The 15,040-nt window shown below is 60.0% G+C and carries 16 protein-coding genes and 1 tRNA gene; 10 read left to right on the top strand and 7 right to left on the bottom strand.

Annotation, left to right across the window (positions count from 1 at the left end; translation table 11 throughout):
- Positions 1-40 precede the first annotated feature (40 nt).
- From BR48_RS0110755 to BR48_RS0110745, 3 genes are all read right to left on the bottom strand, one after another.
- Positions 41-1,057, bottom strand: coding sequence for a zinc-dependent alcohol dehydrogenase family protein (locus BR48_RS0110755; protein WP_027231311.1), 1,017 nt, complete (start codon positions 1,055-1,057; stop codon positions 41-43).
- Between the two features lie 168 nt (positions 1,058-1,225).
- Positions 1,226-2,206 carry an aldo/keto reductase gene (locus BR48_RS0110750; protein ID WP_027231310.1) on the bottom strand — a complete coding sequence of 327 codons (981 nt, stop codon included), beginning with the start codon at positions 2,204-2,206 and terminating at the stop codon, positions 1,226-1,228.
- Between the two features lie 51 nt (positions 2,207-2,257).
- A complete protein-coding gene (locus BR48_RS0110745) occupies positions 2,258-2,671 on the bottom strand; it encodes a cupin domain-containing protein (RefSeq protein ID WP_027231309.1) in 414 nt (137 codons plus the stop codon).
- A 115-nt stretch (positions 2,672-2,786) separates the two neighbouring features.
- Between BR48_RS0110745 and BR48_RS0110740 the strand changes: the two genes are divergently transcribed.
- A complete protein-coding gene (locus tag BR48_RS0110740) occupies positions 2,787-3,680 on the top strand; it encodes a LysR family transcriptional regulator (RefSeq protein WP_027231308.1) in 894 nt (297 codons plus the stop codon).
- A gap of 82 nt (positions 3,681-3,762) precedes the next feature.
- Here the strand turns inward: BR48_RS0110740 and BR48_RS0110735 are convergent, their stop codons facing one another.
- On the bottom strand, positions 3,763-4,161 hold the full coding sequence (locus BR48_RS0110735; protein ID WP_155810833.1) for a hypothetical protein: 399 nt from the start codon (positions 4,159-4,161) through the stop codon (positions 3,763-3,765).
- Between the two features lie 222 nt (positions 4,162-4,383).
- Here BR48_RS0110735 and BR48_RS0110730 point away from each other — a divergent pair, with 222 nt between their 5' ends.
- The 3 genes from BR48_RS0110730 (at position 4,384) to BR48_RS0110720 (ending at position 6,942) form a co-directional block, all read left to right on the top strand.
- Positions 4,384-4,857, top strand: a complete 474-nt coding sequence (locus tag BR48_RS0110730) for a low affinity iron permease family protein (protein ID WP_027231306.1) — start codon at positions 4,384-4,386, stop codon at positions 4,855-4,857.
- A gap of 148 nt (positions 4,858-5,005) precedes the next feature.
- Entirely contained in the window at positions 5,006-5,155 is a 150-nt protein-coding gene (locus BR48_RS25830) for a DUF1127 domain-containing protein (RefSeq protein WP_081815820.1), read from the top strand.
- A 206-nt stretch (positions 5,156-5,361) separates the two neighbouring features.
- Positions 5,362-6,942 carry a VOC family protein gene (locus tag BR48_RS0110720; RefSeq protein ID WP_027231305.1) on the top strand — a complete coding sequence of 527 codons (1,581 nt, stop codon included), beginning with the start codon at positions 5,362-5,364 and terminating at the stop codon, positions 6,940-6,942.
- A gap of 3 nt (positions 6,943-6,945) precedes the next feature.
- On the opposite strand, the gene BR48_RS0110715 is transcribed toward BR48_RS0110720, so the two are convergent.
- Positions 6,946-7,899: a ring-cleaving dioxygenase gene (locus tag BR48_RS0110715; RefSeq protein WP_027231304.1), complete on the bottom strand. Its 954-nt coding sequence runs from the start codon at positions 7,897-7,899 to the stop codon at positions 6,946-6,948.
- Positions 7,900-8,064: 165 nt separating this feature from the next.
- On the opposite strand from BR48_RS0110715, the gene BR48_RS24310 reads away from it, so the two are divergent.
- The 4 genes from BR48_RS24310 (at position 8,065) to BR48_RS26635 (ending at position 11,275) form a co-directional block, all read left to right on the top strand.
- The gene (locus BR48_RS24310; RefSeq protein WP_036813690.1) at positions 8,065-9,006 is read left to right on the top strand and encodes a LysR family transcriptional regulator; all 942 of its coding nucleotides are present in this window, start codon (positions 8,065-8,067) and stop codon (positions 9,004-9,006) included.
- Between the two features lie 204 nt (positions 9,007-9,210).
- Positions 9,211-9,486, top strand: coding sequence for an HU family DNA-binding protein (locus BR48_RS0110705; RefSeq protein ID WP_027231303.1), 276 nt, complete (start codon positions 9,211-9,213; stop codon positions 9,484-9,486).
- 291 nt (positions 9,487-9,777) lie between these two features.
- Positions 9,778-11,037, top strand: coding sequence for a murein L,D-transpeptidase family protein (locus BR48_RS26640; protein ID WP_027231302.1), 1,260 nt, complete (start codon positions 9,778-9,780; stop codon positions 11,035-11,037).
- Positions 11,038-11,092: 55 nt separating this feature from the next.
- On the top strand, positions 11,093-11,275 hold the full coding sequence (locus tag BR48_RS26635) for a sulfurtransferase TusA family protein (RefSeq protein ID WP_051614871.1): 183 nt from the start codon (positions 11,093-11,095) through the stop codon (positions 11,273-11,275).
- On the opposite strand, the gene BR48_RS0110690 is transcribed toward BR48_RS26635, so the two are convergent.
- Positions 11,268-12,425 carry a GTP-binding protein gene (locus BR48_RS0110690; RefSeq protein ID WP_027231300.1) on the bottom strand — a complete coding sequence of 386 codons (1,158 nt, stop codon included), beginning with the start codon at positions 12,423-12,425 and terminating at the stop codon, positions 11,268-11,270. The genes BR48_RS26635 and BR48_RS0110690 overlap by 8 nt on opposite strands.
- On the bottom strand, positions 12,425-13,537 hold the full coding sequence (locus BR48_RS0110685) for a D-alanyl-D-alanine carboxypeptidase family protein (protein ID WP_027231299.1): 1,113 nt from the start codon (positions 13,535-13,537) through the stop codon (positions 12,425-12,427). Before BR48_RS0110685 ends, BR48_RS0110690 begins: the two co-directional genes overlap by 1 nt.
- Before the next feature lie 169 nt (positions 13,538-13,706).
- Between BR48_RS0110685 and BR48_RS0110680 the strand changes: the two genes are divergently transcribed.
- Positions 13,707-14,876, top strand: coding sequence for a M20 aminoacylase family protein (locus tag BR48_RS0110680; RefSeq protein WP_027231298.1), 1,170 nt, complete (start codon positions 13,707-13,709; stop codon positions 14,874-14,876).
- Between the two features lie 76 nt (positions 14,877-14,952).
- Positions 14,953-15,029, top strand: a tRNA-Arg gene (locus BR48_RS0110675).
- The last annotated feature ends 11 nt before the right edge of the window (positions 15,030-15,040 follow it).

Genomic DNA, 15,040 nt, shown 5'->3' with positions numbered 1-15,040 from the left:
ACAACAGTGCCGGCGAGCCTCGAAGATAACGATGGCAAGGTCAGACGCGGAGCATCGTCTTGATTGCCCGGCGTTCGTCCATGGCCTTGTAGCCTTCCGCGACATCGGCAAGGGGAAGCGTCAAGTCAAACACCTTGCCGGGATTGATCTTGCGGGTAAGCACGAGGTCCATCAGGTGCGGCAGGAAGCGGCGGACCGGGGCCGGGCCTCCGAGCATCCCAACCTGCGCGAAGAACAGCGACTGACCATCAAACTGCACGCCGTGCGGCACACCGACATAGCCGATCATCGAGCCGGGACGCGCCACCTGCAGCGCCTGGTTCATCGACTCCTGCGTGCCGACGCATTCAAGGACGGAGTCGGCGCCAACCTTTTTGGTTAGCTGCTTGATCCGCGCAATGCCTTCCTCGCCGCGCTCCGAAACAATGTCGGTCGCGCCATATTCGAGGGCGAGGTCCTGGCGCGTCTTGTGGCGGCTCATGATGATGATGCGACCGGCTTCCATCTGCTTTGCGGCCAGCACGCCCATCAATCCGACAGCACCGTCGCCGACGACCACCACCGTCGATCCCGGCTGCACGCGCGCCGCATCCGCAGCGTACCAGCCAGTTCCGAGCACATCCGAAACCGCGAGCAGGCTTGGGATCAGGTCTTCCTCCGGCTGCGTCTCAGTGGCGACGAGCGTTCCGTCGGCAAGCGGGACGCGGGCATAGGGCGACTGCGCGCCAGTCATGAACTCGCGCTGCTCGCAGGACGACTGAAAGCCGAACCGGCAATGCGGGCAGGTATTGTCGGAGATTACGAACGAGCCGACGACAAACTGGCCAGGCCTGACGGTCTTCACATCGCTACCGACCTCGACCACCACGCCGCAATATTCATGCCCCATCGGCAGCGGCGCCGTCACCTCGTTGGCACCGCGATAGGGCCACAGGTCCGAACCGCAGACGCAACTCGCCGACAACTTGATGACGGCGTCGGTGGGCTTTTCGATTTTGGGCTCGGGCCGTTCCTCGAAGCGAACGTCGCCAGGGCCGTAGAGCATCGTTCCAAACATGACGTGTCCTTTCGTCTACTCTTGTTCTGAGGGTACTCCATCACCATGCGAATGTCAGGCGAAAGCCTCTAAAGCAGGTGACTTGCCTAAACACGGCTGGCCCGCGGACTTTCACGGCGGGGGGCCATCGACACACCCCGCCTTTAAATTGCTTGCGTGGCGCGTGCGTCATCGATCTATCCGCGCCTGGTTCTGGGGTGAATAGCGTTCACCGGTGATCGCTATACCGGAAAGCGCGTCATCGATGGCAGCAAGCTCGGCGGGGGAAAGCGTGATGGCGGCAGCGCCGAGATTCTCCTCAACACGGGCCAGCTTTGTCGTGCCGGGAATGGGCACGATCCATGGCGCTTGCGAAAGCACCCAGGCAAGCGCGAGCTGGGCTGGCGTCACCTTCTTTTCGCGGGCGATGGTGGCAAACGCCTCGGCAAAGACGTGATTTGCGGCAAGATTGTCAGGTGCAAAACGCGGCACCGTGCTGCGGAAATCGTCTTTCCCGAATGTCGTGTCCTTGGCAAAAGTGCCGGTCAGGAAGCCCTTGCCGAGGGGGCTGAACGGCACAAAGCCAATGCCAAGCTCTTCCAGAACCGGAAGTATCTGATCCTCTGGCTCACGCCACCATAGCGAATACTCGCTCTGCAGCGCCGCAACCGGCAAAACGGAATGCGCGCGACGGATGTTTTTGACGCCCGCTTCCGACAGACCAAAATGAAGAACCTTGCCTTCCGCGATCAGTTCCTTGACCGTTCCGGCGACGTCCTCCATGGGCACATTGGGATCGACGCGGTGCTGATAGAGCAGGTCAATGCGGTCGGTTCTCAGGCGCTTGAGCGATCCTTCGACGGCCGCGCGAATGTGCTGGGGCTGGCTGTTCATCGCACCGCCCCCGGCAATGTCGAAACCGAACTTCGTAGCGAGGACGACCTGATCGCGGATGGGGACCAACGCTTCCCCTACAACGTCTTCGTTTTTGTAGGGGCCGTAGACTTCAGCCGTGTCGAAGAAGGTGATGCCGCGCTCAAAGGCTCCGCGGATCAGCGTAACGGCTTCAGGCAACGCCAGCGGCGCACCGTATGACTGGCTGATGCCCATGCAGCCAAGACCGATCGCCGAAACCTCAAGGCCGCTTTTTCCCAAAATCCGCTTTTGCATGTTTCTATCCTTCTTGCTTGTTGTCTGAGCCACTGAACACAATGACCTTGCTCATTGCGGCGCGCCCTTGCCCGCGCCATATTCCTCGTCGGTAACGTGTTGCAGCCAGTCGACGGCCTTGCCATCCAGAGATTCCTGAACAGCGATGTGGGTCATCGCAGTATCGGGGGCCGCGCCGTGCCAGTGCTTTTCGCCGGGGGCGAAGCGCACGACATCGCCAGGGCGGATGTCTTCGATCGGCCCGCCTTCGCGCTGGACACGCCCGTATCCGGCGGTGACGATCAGCATCTGGCCGAGTGGATGGGTGTGCCACGCGGTGCGGGCGCCGGGCTCGAACGTTACGGCATTGGCTGCAGCCCTTGAGGGGTCTGCGACAGCGAAGAGCGGGTCCACGCGCACCGTGCCCGTGAACCAGTCGCTTGGTCCTTTGGCAGAGGGCTGCGTTCCGGCGCGGATGATTTCCATGATTGACTCCTTGCGCCGGGGAAGGTGATCCCAACGCTTCACAGCCAAAATAGACCTCACAGTATTTTTCAACTAGATGATATTATCTGCATGTCCTTATGAATGAGATTCAGTAATGCAGAAGCCTGATTTCAACGACCTTATCGCGTTCAGGGCAATTGCCCGCGAAGGCAGCTTTACGCGGGCGGCGGCGCAACTCGGCCTGTCGCCGTCGGCCCTCAGCCACACCATTCGCCGTCTCGAGACAGTGCTTGATGTGCGCCTGCTGGCCCGGACCACGAGAAGCGTGGCCCTTACCGACGCGGGCGAGCGTTTGCTGCATGAAATAGGCCATCACTTCGATGATATCGACCGTGCGGTCGAAACGCTGATGGCCACGCGCGACAGGCCGACGGGCACGCTGCGCATCAATGCGGGCGAGCATGCCGTCCGCTCCGTCCTGTGGCCGAAGCTCGACCGCTTTCTGCGCCACTACCCCGACATCAAGGTCGAAGTCGATATCGACAACGGCTATACCGACATCGTGGCGGGGCGGTACGACGCCGGTGTCCGGCTGGGGCAGGAAGTAGCCGCCGATATGATAGCAGTCCGAATCGGCCCCGACTGGCGCATGGCGGTGGTGGCGGTGCCCGATTATTTCCGGGAGCATGGCGTGCCTAAATCACCGCACGACCTCACCCGGCACCGTTGCATCAACCTGAGACTGGCGACATATGGCGGCTTTTACGCCTGGGAGTTCGAGCGCGACGGGGAGCCGCTGAATGTCCGGGTGGACGGGCAGCTTGCATTTAACAGCAGCCTGCCGATATTGACGGCTGCCCTGGCCGGGCACGGACTAGCCTTCATTCCAGAAGACATGGCGGCCACCCATATCGCCGAGGGACGGCTGCAGCGCGTACTGCCCCAATGGTGCGCGTCATTCACGGGCTACCATCTCTACTACCCCTCGCGCAGGCAATCATCGCCGGCTTTCCAGCTGCTTCTGGACGCCCTCAGGTTCAAGCCTTGATAAAGAGGTATTGGAGTGGCAACTCCCCGGAACGTGCGCCGACTTGCCTCCAGGTCAACGGCGTATGCGAGGAGGAGCGCGTTTACCCTGAAATGTCGAAAGTGATGCTGTAGCGGCACGCTGCGACAGGCTGTGCCTCGCTCATGAAGGCGACCTTGACCTGATACTGGCCCGACGGCGGCAACTTGCCTATGTATCCGTCGCCGATAGCCCTGGCTTCGACCACCGCACCATCGCTTTCGGGATCGTAGACGTTGAACGTGCAGCTCTCATTATCGGACCTGAATGCGATCGACATTTCCTGGCCGGGCTTGGCCTCGATAATATAGGTGGTGGTTTCAGGCCCCCGTATATCGCCCGACATGGTCGTCGAGCGCATGCCAAGGCGAAATTTGACCAGGTAGGATTGGCTGTCGGCCAGTCCGCTGCCGGCGCAAGCAACACAGGCTGAGAATGCAAGAATGAACAATCGTATCTTCATGTTCGACTCATTCAAGCGAGAATGCAGCCATGCTAGCAGCTTTCCGTTAATGGAAAAGTGCTGCACAAGCCCTGCTATCGGCAAAATACACTAAAAGATTGCCTTGCGTTGCGGCGCATCGGCAATGCGCCGCCTCGCTGCCCCAGGTCCGTGGAACAAATTTTACCAGCCGCTGTTATGGATAGCCGGCGCTCGATGCCGGCTCGCAACGGAGGCACGGCCATGTTCGGGAAGTTATTCAACACCATCGCGAATAAGGTCGCGTTTGCCGCCGGCAAGCCGGTAACATTCATTCTTTGCTGCGTCGTGGTGGTCGTCTGGGGGATCAGCGGCCCTATATTCGGCTTTTCCGATACGTGGCAGCTCATTATCAATACAGGTACGACGATAATAACCTTCTTGATGGTGTTCCTCATTCAGAACACCCAAAACCGGGACGGCATCGCCATTCAGGCGAAGCTTGACGAACTCGTCCGGGTCACCGAGGCGAAAAATGCCTTTATCGGCATTGAGCACTTGACCGAAGACGAAGTCGAAAAATTCCGCCGCCAATGCGAAGCTGCAGCCAAAAAAGCCGACAAGGAGCTCGAGGAACTCAAGAAAACCGAGGCCCAAAAGCGCTCGCAAGGCAAGACCGCAGCCAAGCCCGCAACTGGTCGCGCCCGTACCTCCCGGTCTGCCGCAGCGGCGCGCTGACGTTCCTTTTTATTGTGCAATGCAACCTATGATTTGTTGCATTGCAGCTATGCAAAACTGTCACTCCAAGTTCCTCACCGCCTTGCCTATATCACCGTCAACGATCGGAAAATGATCCAACAAACAAGAAGTTACATAGGTGAGTGAAATGAACTTGATCCGCTCTTACAATAACTGGCGCCGCTATCGTGACACCGTCACGGAACTGAGCCGCCTTTCTGCCCGCGAACTGAACGACCTTGGCATCTCCCGCGGCGATATCGCCTTCGTTGCCAAGCGCGCAGCTTCGGCTCGCTAACAAATTACGACTTGCGTCCGGAGCACTCCTCCTCCCAAGCTTCGGACGTATAAAGACCGGCACTCCTCCTCCCAGCCGGTCTTTACAAATAGCACCCACCGCTCCTCCCGCGGTGGGTGTTGTTTTTTGTGCCTCAGCATCTCCATCCCCAGATTGTTCGCTCGACGGTTTCCCTGTAACGCTCTGCCGACCATGAGGAGGCGAACATGACGGGCGGAATTCACCACATCACGCTAATTACCCGCAAGGTTCAGGCAAATGTCGACTTTTATGTCGGCTTCCTTGGGCTGCGGCTGGTCAAACAGACCGGCGGGTTCGAAGACGCGACCCAGTTGCATCTGCTGTATGGCGATGCGACCGGAACACCCGGCTCGCTTATCACCTTCCTCGTCTGGGAAGACGGCTCGCCCGGCCGCGTCGGCTATGGGCAGCCTAGCGAAATCGCGCTTGCCATCGCACCGGAAAGCATCGGCTTCTGGCTGACCCGGGCCCTCCAGTTCAACATGCCCACCTCCGGTCCGGCGCAAGAGTTCGGCGAACCCGTGCTGCGGCTCAAGGATCCCGATGGCGTTATCGTCAAGCTCGTCGGCACCGATGCTGTCGCTGCCGGCGATGCCTGGGCCATGGATGGGATACCCTCGCCTGACGCGATACGCCGAATCCGCGGCGCGACCATCCTCACCGAGCAGCCGCAAGCCACCCGTGCCTTTCTGGAAGATTATTTCGGCTATGCGGCGATGGGTGAAAGCGAAACGATAACGCGAATGGTGGCAGATAGTGGCGACTGCGTCGATGTCCGCGATGCTTCCGGTTTCTGGAGTTCGGCGCCCGGCACCGGCACGATCGACCATATCGCCTTTCGTTCCCCAGGCATTCCCGAAGTGACAGCCATATTCGATCGTCTCGTTGCAAACGGCGCCGATGCCACCGCCATGCACGACCGCAAATATTTCTCTTCGATCTATGTGCGCGAACCGGGCGGCTCGCTGTTGGAACTCGCGACCGACGGCCCGGGCATGTTGATCGACGAGCCGAAGGACGAGCTCGGCTCGACACTGTTCATTCCGCCGCACTTTGCGAAAGAAGCGCAGAACCTCAAAGTGATGCTGCCGCAGTTCAGCATGCCGAACGAGTGGCGGTTCATCTATCGCGAGCTACCCTTTGTGCACCGCGTCTATACGCCGGAAGAAGCCGGCGGACCCACTCTTGTGCTCCTGCACGGAACGGGCGGCAATGAGGCGAGCCTCATGCCGCTCGCAGCATTGGCGGCACCGCGCGCAACGCTGATGGGCGTGCGCGGCCGCAGCACCGAAGAAGGTAGCGCGCGTTGGTTCCGCCGGTTTGCGCCGCTCACCTTCGACCAGAAGGACATAGGCTTCGAGGCGGATGCCTTCGCTGCCTTTATCGAGGGCGCGGTCGAAGCCTATGGGCTGGACCTTACCAGCACGGTGTTCATCGGCTACTCGAACGGTGGAAATCTGCTTGCGGCGATGATGCAGCTGCATCCGCATCTCGTGCGCACCGCAATACTCCTGCGGGCAACGAAAGTGCTCGACGAGACCCCGCAATCCAACCTTTCGGATGCGCGCATTCTTTTCGTCACCGGCGACCATGATCTCTTCGGCGCCCATGCGCCGGCACTGGAGGCGGAACTTCGGCAGGCCGGGGCCGATGTGACTTCATTAAGCGTGCCGGCCGGGCATGAAACCGGCGATCATGACATCGAGGCGATCCGCCAATGGCTGGCGGAAACGGAAACGGGGCAGATCAGATCTGCCCCGTTTTGAAGTTTATACGAGAGGCTTGAGGCCCGCTTCGATCGATGCGCGTTTCGGTTCGAGGAACGGCGGCAAGGACAGGCTCTCGCCGAGCGTTTCCATCGGTTCGTCCACTGCAAAGCCCGGCGTGTCCGTAGCGATCTCGAACAGGATACCGTTGGGCTCGCGGAAGTAGAGCGAGCGGAAGTAATAGCGTTCGACCTCGCCGCTTGACGGCATGCGGAAGCCCTTCAGCCGTTCGGTCCATTCATGCAGCGCTGCCACGTCGGGAACGCGGAACGCGACATGGTGAACCGCGCCCGCACCCTGCCGGGCGACGGCAAGATCCGGCTGTACAGCGACATGGAGTTCGGCGGCAGGACCGCCCTCGCCCATGGCAAAGACGTGGACATGCCCTACGCCGTCCGGCGATGCATAGTCGCTAACCTTGCGCATGTTCATCACATGCAAGAGAATCGCCTCGGTATTGGTGATGTCAGGCACGCTCAGCGTAATCGGCCCGAGGCCGCGTATCTGGTGTTCGGAAGGAACCGGGCTCTTCTCCCATGGATGCGACGGAGTGGCGCCGCCATCATTGACAAGGCGGAAACGTTGGCCTTCGCCATCCTCGAAATCGAGTGAATCATAGCCGCCCACGACAGCGATCTCGCCGGCCCTGACGCCGAGTTTGTCAAAACGCTCCTTCCACCAGGAAAGGCTTTCCTTGCTGCCGACACGCAAGCCGGTGCGTGCGATGCTGTGCGTGCCGCGCCGTTCCGGCCCGACAGGCCAATCGAAGAATGTGAGATCGGAGCCAGGCGTTGCCTCGCCGTCGGCGTAGAACAGGTGGTAAGCGCTGGTGTCGTCCTGGTTGACGGTCTTCTTGACGAGGCGAAGGCCGAGCGTCTGCGTATAGAAGCGCAGGTTTTCAGGTGCATTTGCGGTAATGGCAGTCAGGTGATGAATGCCTGTAAGTTGCAAGGTCATTGAAGCCTCCTGGATGATAATTGCGGCCCGTTTGCCGTTGGGCTGAATATCTGTCGTTGCCCTCACCTGATAAAGAGCCAATCTGCGCAACCCATGTTCGCCTGTATCGAACAAAAGCAATCAAATCGGCTTCCCTCGCAGCCGACTGTCCGATAAATTGCAACCATGAAATGGCGTTTCGACGATCTTCTCACCTTTCTCGACGTAATGGAAACGGGCAGCATCACTGCGACCGCCGCTCGCCTCAACCTGTCGAAATCCGTCGTCAGCAAACGTATCACCGAACTTGAAGGGGCTCTTGGCATCGAGTTGTTCCAGCGCTCGCCGCGCAAGCTTGTCGCATCCGGAAGTGCCCTGGATTTTGTCGAGCGTGTGCGGCCGCTGGTGCGAGAACTGATCGATGCAGCCGATCGGGTCGGTGAGCGGCACAGCGCCATCCGGGGGACGCTGCGCATCGCGGCGCCCATGACCTTCGGCACGCTCTATCTCGGGCGCATGATCGCCGATTTTGCCCGCCAGTACCCCGAACTTGAAGTGGCGGTGGAATTCGACGATCGCATGGTCGATCTCGGTCGCGGTGGTTTTGACGTCGGCATTCGCATCGGCATCTTGAAGGATTCGAGCCTTATTGCCCGCAAGCTCTGCACCGATTCGCGCGTCATCTGCTGCAGTCCGGATTTTGCGGCAGCCAACGGGTTGCCGAAATCCCTGGACGATCTCGGCAATTTCGCCTGCATCGACTATTCCAATGTAAATACCAGCCAGCTCTGGCAATTCGAAAACCCCGGCCAACCATCAGATCCGATTTCCGTGGCCATGCATGGGCGTATCGTTGCGAATAACGGTGAGGCGATGCGCGATATGGCGATTGCCGGGCTTGGTCTCGTCCTGCTGCCGATGTTCATTGCGGCCGAAGCGCTGCGTGCCGGCACGCTCATTCCGGTGCTGCCGCAGGCAAAGCCCCTCCCTTACAGGATCCATGCCGTCTACCCGCCGACGCGTCATGTCTCGGCGAAGGTCCGCGCTTTCGTCGATCATCTGGTGCGCCATATCGGTGATCCGCCTATATGGCAGATGACCGATGTTCTACGCCAGGAGCCCGCCTGAATTGGCCTCGGCTTGCGCGAATCACCTCTTGGGGTTTTTCCGCCGCCTTGGCGGCCTTGCCCGCCTTTCGTAGCCGGTTTCGCAAAAAACCCTGTAAACACTGGGTATAAACCAGCATTTTGGGCGCTATTGCTGATGACAGGGCGGGAATCGCATGCCATACAGACCCCTCCGATCAACGAATTTACTGAGGAAACCGCCAACATGAATACCTCCGATCTTGTAGAGAAGCTGGTTGCTGATCAGGGTCTTACAAAAGTTCAGTCCAAGGCGATTGTTGACAGCGTTCTTAAGGGTATCACCGATTCCGTCGTAGCTGGCGATGAAGTATCGCTGCCGGGCTTCGGCAAGTTCAAGGTTCAGTCGCGCGCTGCTCGCGAAGGCCGTAACCCTGCAACTGGCGCTACGATCAAAATCGCAGCTTCGAAGAAAGTCGCGTTCCAGCCTGCAAAGGCATTGAAGGACGCGCTGAACGGCTAATCCCGTTCACGATCGACTTCAAAAGGGCGGCGCGGTTGTGCCGCCTTTTTCATTTGTGGCAGCCTTGAGTAACGTTTCGTTCACCATAGATGCGCTCTCCTTGCCAACCGCCAAGCGTTTGCCATAAATCCGCCCTGTCTTGGTCGCAGATCACGATTGCATGATTGAGCAATTTGCATGGTTGCGGTAAGGCTTTATCAACCATAACCGATGCATGCATGTGCTGTGGGTAAGGATCCGCGTGATTTGGGTCCAGGCAATGACACTGACAACAAACTGAAACAGCTTGCGATGAAACTATCGACACGAATCCTTGTGCCCCTCGCGCTCACCGCATTTCTTGCGGCGTGCCAGGGATCGTCCGTCGAGGACATTGTCCCGAACGGCGCGTCGACGCAGCTGCCTGCGAAAATGATCGAGAGCATGAAGTCGAAAGGCATCAGCCTGACGGCGCCTGTCATGTTCCGCATTTTCAAGGAAGAGAATGTCCTTGAGGTCTGGAAGCGCAAGGATAATGGCCGCTACGACATGGTCACCAGCTACCAGATCTGCAAATGGTCCGGAAAGCTTGGGCCGAAATTCATCGAAGGCGATCGTCAGGCGCCTGAAGGCTTCTATGCGGTGCGGCCGGCGCAGATGAACCCGAAATCAAGCTACTATCTCTCCTTCAACACCGGCTTTCCCAACGCGCTCGATCGCTCCCTTGGACGCACCGGCGCGAATCTGATGGTGCATGGCTCGTGCTCGTCGTCGGGTTGCTATTCGATGACCGACGCGCAGGTCGCCCAGATTTATGCCTTTGCCCGCGACGCCTTCAAGGGCGGTCAGGACTCGATCCAGCTCGAGGCCTTCCCCTTCCGGATGACCGCAGCCAATATGGCGCGCTACAAGGATGATCCGAACTATGCCTTCTGGAAAAACCTGAAGGAAGGCTACGACCATTTCGAAATCACCAAGGTGCCGCCGAAGGTCGATGTCTGTGAGAAGAAATATGTCTTCAATCACACCAGCGATCCGAACGCTCCTATCGCCGCAACGAGCGCTTGCCCGCCGTCCGATCAGCCCGATTCGCTGAAGATGGCCTATCAGTCCTACCAGAGCACCTACGATTCGGCGTTTTCGTCGATGGTAAGCAAGGGCCGCGTTCAGCCGCCCGCACGCTCGATCCAGGGCATCGCTGAAGCAAAGATCATCGCCGACTGGAGCTCTCGTCGCGCCCGCGGTGAACGCGTTACAATGGACCCTCCGTCGCTCTCGCCGCAGGACAAGGACAAGGCTTCGAAGCCGCAGGTCATGGTACGCCTCGCATCCGCCGTCGCCGCCGACAAGGCCAAGGAAGAGCGCGAAGCCGCCAAGCGCACGCGCATGTCGAAGGTTCAACTGCCCTCCGCCTCGATGTCGGTCGCCTCCAATGCGCCAGCACCTGCCGTCTCGGCGCAGGCCACCCCGCAGACCACCGGTGCAATCGATACCGCCCCGGCAGCCGCGCCTGTCGAACAGCCTGCGGCAGCACCTGCCAAGAAGGCCTGGTGGAAAATTATCGGTAACTAGGGACGTGCCTGACGAAATCTATGACCTGCGCGGTCTGAACTGTCCCCTGCCGGTGATGAAGACGCGCCGAAAGCTCCTCGACATGCCCGCCGGGAGCCGTCTGTGGGTCGAAACCAGCGATCCGCTCGCCGTGATCGACATGCCGAACTTCTGCCAGACCGAGGGCCATCAGCTGATCGAAACAATCAGCATCGTCGGCGGCCACCGCTTCCATATCGAGCGTGGCGACCCTATCTGAACTTCATGCCTGAGATTGCGAGCGGATTGTCGATGAGCGCCGCACTATCCGGCGTATCGATTTGCGGCTGGTTCAGGAACGCGCTGAAAAGCTGCCGGACATAGCTTTCGGGCAAGTCCTTCACGATCATCACCAGACGGGTCTCGCGCGCGCCATCGGGCCAGGCAGCAAGCCGCGCCGGCGGGTGGAAAATCTGTTGCACGCCATGGATCACGAGCGGACGGTCCGGATCATCAGCAAGCTGCACGATGCCCTTGACCCGCAGCAGCTTCTCGCCATGGGCGGAGCGCAACAGATCGAGGAACATGTCGAAGCTCGACAGCGGCACCGGACGGTCGTGCCTCAGGGAAAAAGAACGGATCGAGGCATCATGGCGGTTGACGTCATGGTGGTGATGATCGTGACCGTTCCCATGGCTATGATGATGGTGGTGATCACCGTCGAGGCCATGGCGCTTGCCTTCGCGGTCCCTGTAGGCCTCCGCTTTCAGCCAGCGCTGCACGTCCACCGTCTTGGTCTCCGCATTATAGATGCCGCATTCGAACAGCGCCGCATAGCCGGTGCGCTCATCGCCGACATCGATCAGTTCAGCACCGGGATTGAGCGCCGCGAGGCGCGTGCGCAACGCCGCGAGACCTGCTGCTGCTTCGGGCAGGTCCGTCTTGGTGATGACGATCCTGTCGGCGACGGCGGCCTGCTTGACCGCCTCTTCATGGGCATCGAGCGTCGCCATGCCGTTGACCGCGTCTACCGTCGTGATCACGCCGTCGACGCGAAAGGCCTGCAGCAGGACCGGATGGCCCATGATGGTGTGGAGAACGGGTGCAGGATCGGCGAGGCCCGTCGTCTCGATAATGACGCGCCGCAGACGCTCCAGCCGCCCGGTCTGCAAACGGTCGATCAGGCCCGCAAGCGTATCGACCAGTTCGCCGCGCACGGTGCAGCAAAGGCAACCATCGGCAAGCTCGATGACGCCGTCGCTGGCGCTTTCTACGAGGAGGTGATCGATGCCGACATCGCCGAATTCATTGATGATCACGGCCGTATCGGCCAATGCCGGATCCTTGAGGAGCCGGTTGAGCAGCGTTGTCTTGCCGGAGCCGAGAAAGCCCGTTAGGACCGAAACCGGGATGGGCGCGTTGCTGGCCATCAATTGACGGCCTTCAGCACATTGCTGGCATCCGTCATCGAAGGCCGATCTGGCCGCGGCGTCGGCAAGGGTATGCTGCTCAGCGGCATGCCTTCGGAGTTAACCTTGGGCGGCAGGACGACGATCGGTTCCGACTTCGGCTCATGGTCGAGCCGCGCGAGGTAGACCGAGCCCTGGACCAGGTGGCCCTCGGCATCCTTGCCGTCCCAGCTGTCGGAGGCATTTGCCTGTTTCGAGCAGACGGTCGGACGCATGTTCACCGCGACATCCCGGGTGGGTCCGCCATAGGGCGCCAGCGTATCGAGTGTCTGGCCGCTGCCCTTGCCTTCGAATGCCTTGCCGAGGAGATCGGCCGCCTTGGTGACCCGCGAGGTAATGGTCATTTCGCCAAGAACCACCGTGACAATCGTCCGACCGTTGCGTGTCGCCGAACCGATGAGATTATAGCCGGAGGGGCATACGAAACCCGTCTTCATGCCGTCGGCACCCTGGAAGCGCCCGATCAGCGCATTGTAGTTGGCCTGTGATTTCTTGGCGCCGTAGTCGATCGCCTCGATATCGAAATAATGGGCATATTGCGGATATTCGCGGCGCAAATGCAGCGTCAGGACCGCGAGATCGCGGGCCGTCGAGTAGTGATCGTCCGAATGCAGGCCGTTCGGATTGACGAAGTGCGTGCCGTACATGCCAAGGCGCTTTGCCTCCTCATTCATCAGTGCGGCAAACTTCTCCTCCGAACCGCCGAGTGTCTCGCCGATGGCCATGGCGACATCATTGGTCGAGCGCACCAGCATGATCTTCAGCGCATTGTCCAAGGTCATTTCCGTACCCGCCTTGTAGCCGGATCGGCTTGGCGGTTCCTTGACGGCATTTGCCGAGATGCGGATTGGCGTGTCGAGCGTCACCTGCCCGGATTCGATCATGCGGAATGCCACATAGGTCGTCATCAGCTTGGTGAGCGAGGCCGGATACCAGCGCTGGAACGCATCCTCCTGCGACAGGATTTCACCGGTATTGGCGTCCACGGTAATGTTTGCGCCGGCAAATGCTGTGGTACCGGCCATGGCCGCAAGCAAACAACCCGATAGAAAAGAAACTACAGTTTTGCGCATTCCTGAGATCCGACCTGTCCTTTTAAAAGCAACCGGGAGGGCATAAGGCATTAAGCCGCGCTTCACGCCGGGCGGCAATGGCCTTATCTATCTTATGTGGCAGGCAAAAGGCAAAGCGCCTTTATGCTGTGCACGAAAATGTCAGACGCGAATTTGGAGTCGCTAACGAATGCCCTTGCTCAACCGTGCCATCGAGATGCAGGACGAGGTTTCAGCGTGGCGTCGCAAGCTGCACGAGAAGCCGGAACTGATGTTCGACGTGCACGAGACTGCCGCCTTCGTCGCCGCGAAACTGCAAGAATTCGGCTGCGACACGGTGGAAACCGGCGTCGGCCGTACCGGCGTCGTCGGCATCATCAAGGGGCGTCATGGCCATGGACCCACGATCGGCCTGCGCTCGGACATGGACGCGCTGCCGCTCACCGAGATCACCGGCAAGCCATGGGCCTCGCAAAACATCGGCAAGATGCATGCCTGCGGCCATGACGGCCACACCGCGATGCTGCTCGGCGCTGCGCAATATCTTGCCGAAACACGCAATTTCAAGGGCACGGTCGCAGTCATTTTCCAGCCGGCGGAGGAAGGCGGCGGCGGCGGGCGCGAGATGGTCAAGGAAGGCATGATGGAGCGCTTCAGCATTTCGGAAGTCTATGGCATGCACAATATTCCGGGGCTCGCCGTGGGCGAGTTCGCCATCCGCAAGGGGCCGATCATGGCGGCGACGGACGAGTTCAACATCACCATCGAAGGCCGGGGCGGGCACGCGGCGCAGCCGCACCGGACCATCGATCCGGTGGTCATCGGCGCGCAGCTCGTCAACGCGCTGCAGACGATCGTCTCACGCGGCACTGACCCGCTCGATTCCGTTGTGCTGTCAGTGACGAAGTTTCATGCGGGTGATGCGCACAACATCATCCCCCAGCGCGCCGAGCTTGCCGGCACGGTCCGCACGCTGCGCGCCGAAATGCGCGATTTTGCCGAAAAACGCCTTACCGAGGTCGCCGAAGGAGTTGCCGGCGCGCTTGGAGCAAGCGCCAGCGTTCACTATGCCCGCAACTATCCGGTGACGTTCAATCATGACCGCGAGACAAGCTTTGCCGCGCAAACCGCCCGTCTGGTCGCCGGCAATCACGCGGTCAACGAAGACGTTGCGCCGATGATGGCCGGCGAGGACTTTTCCTACATGCTGGAAGCTCGCCCCGGCGCCTTCATCTTCATCGGCAACGGCGACAGCGCATCGCTGCACAATCCGGCCTATGACTTCAACGACGCCGCAATTCCACACGGAATCAGCTATTGGGTGACGCTCGCGGAAAGCGCCCTTTCCGCCTCGCCCTGAGGCGGCTTTGGCAACGCAATTTCCTCGCATCTTCAGGCTTGGCGCGCGCGGCGAAAAACAGTATGTCTCAGGTCATGGTCCCGTAGCTCAGTAGGATAGAGCGACAGATTCCTAATCTGTAGGCCACTGGTTCGAATCCAGTCGGGATCACCAATTACCGATGC

It is taken from the genome of Phyllobacterium sp. UNC302MFCol5.2, from assembly GCF_000686005.1.
GTDB classification, from domain to species: Bacteria; Pseudomonadota; Alphaproteobacteria; order Rhizobiales; family Rhizobiaceae; genus Phyllobacterium; species Phyllobacterium pellucidum.
This window is presented reverse-complemented; position numbering and strand designations above follow the sequence as displayed.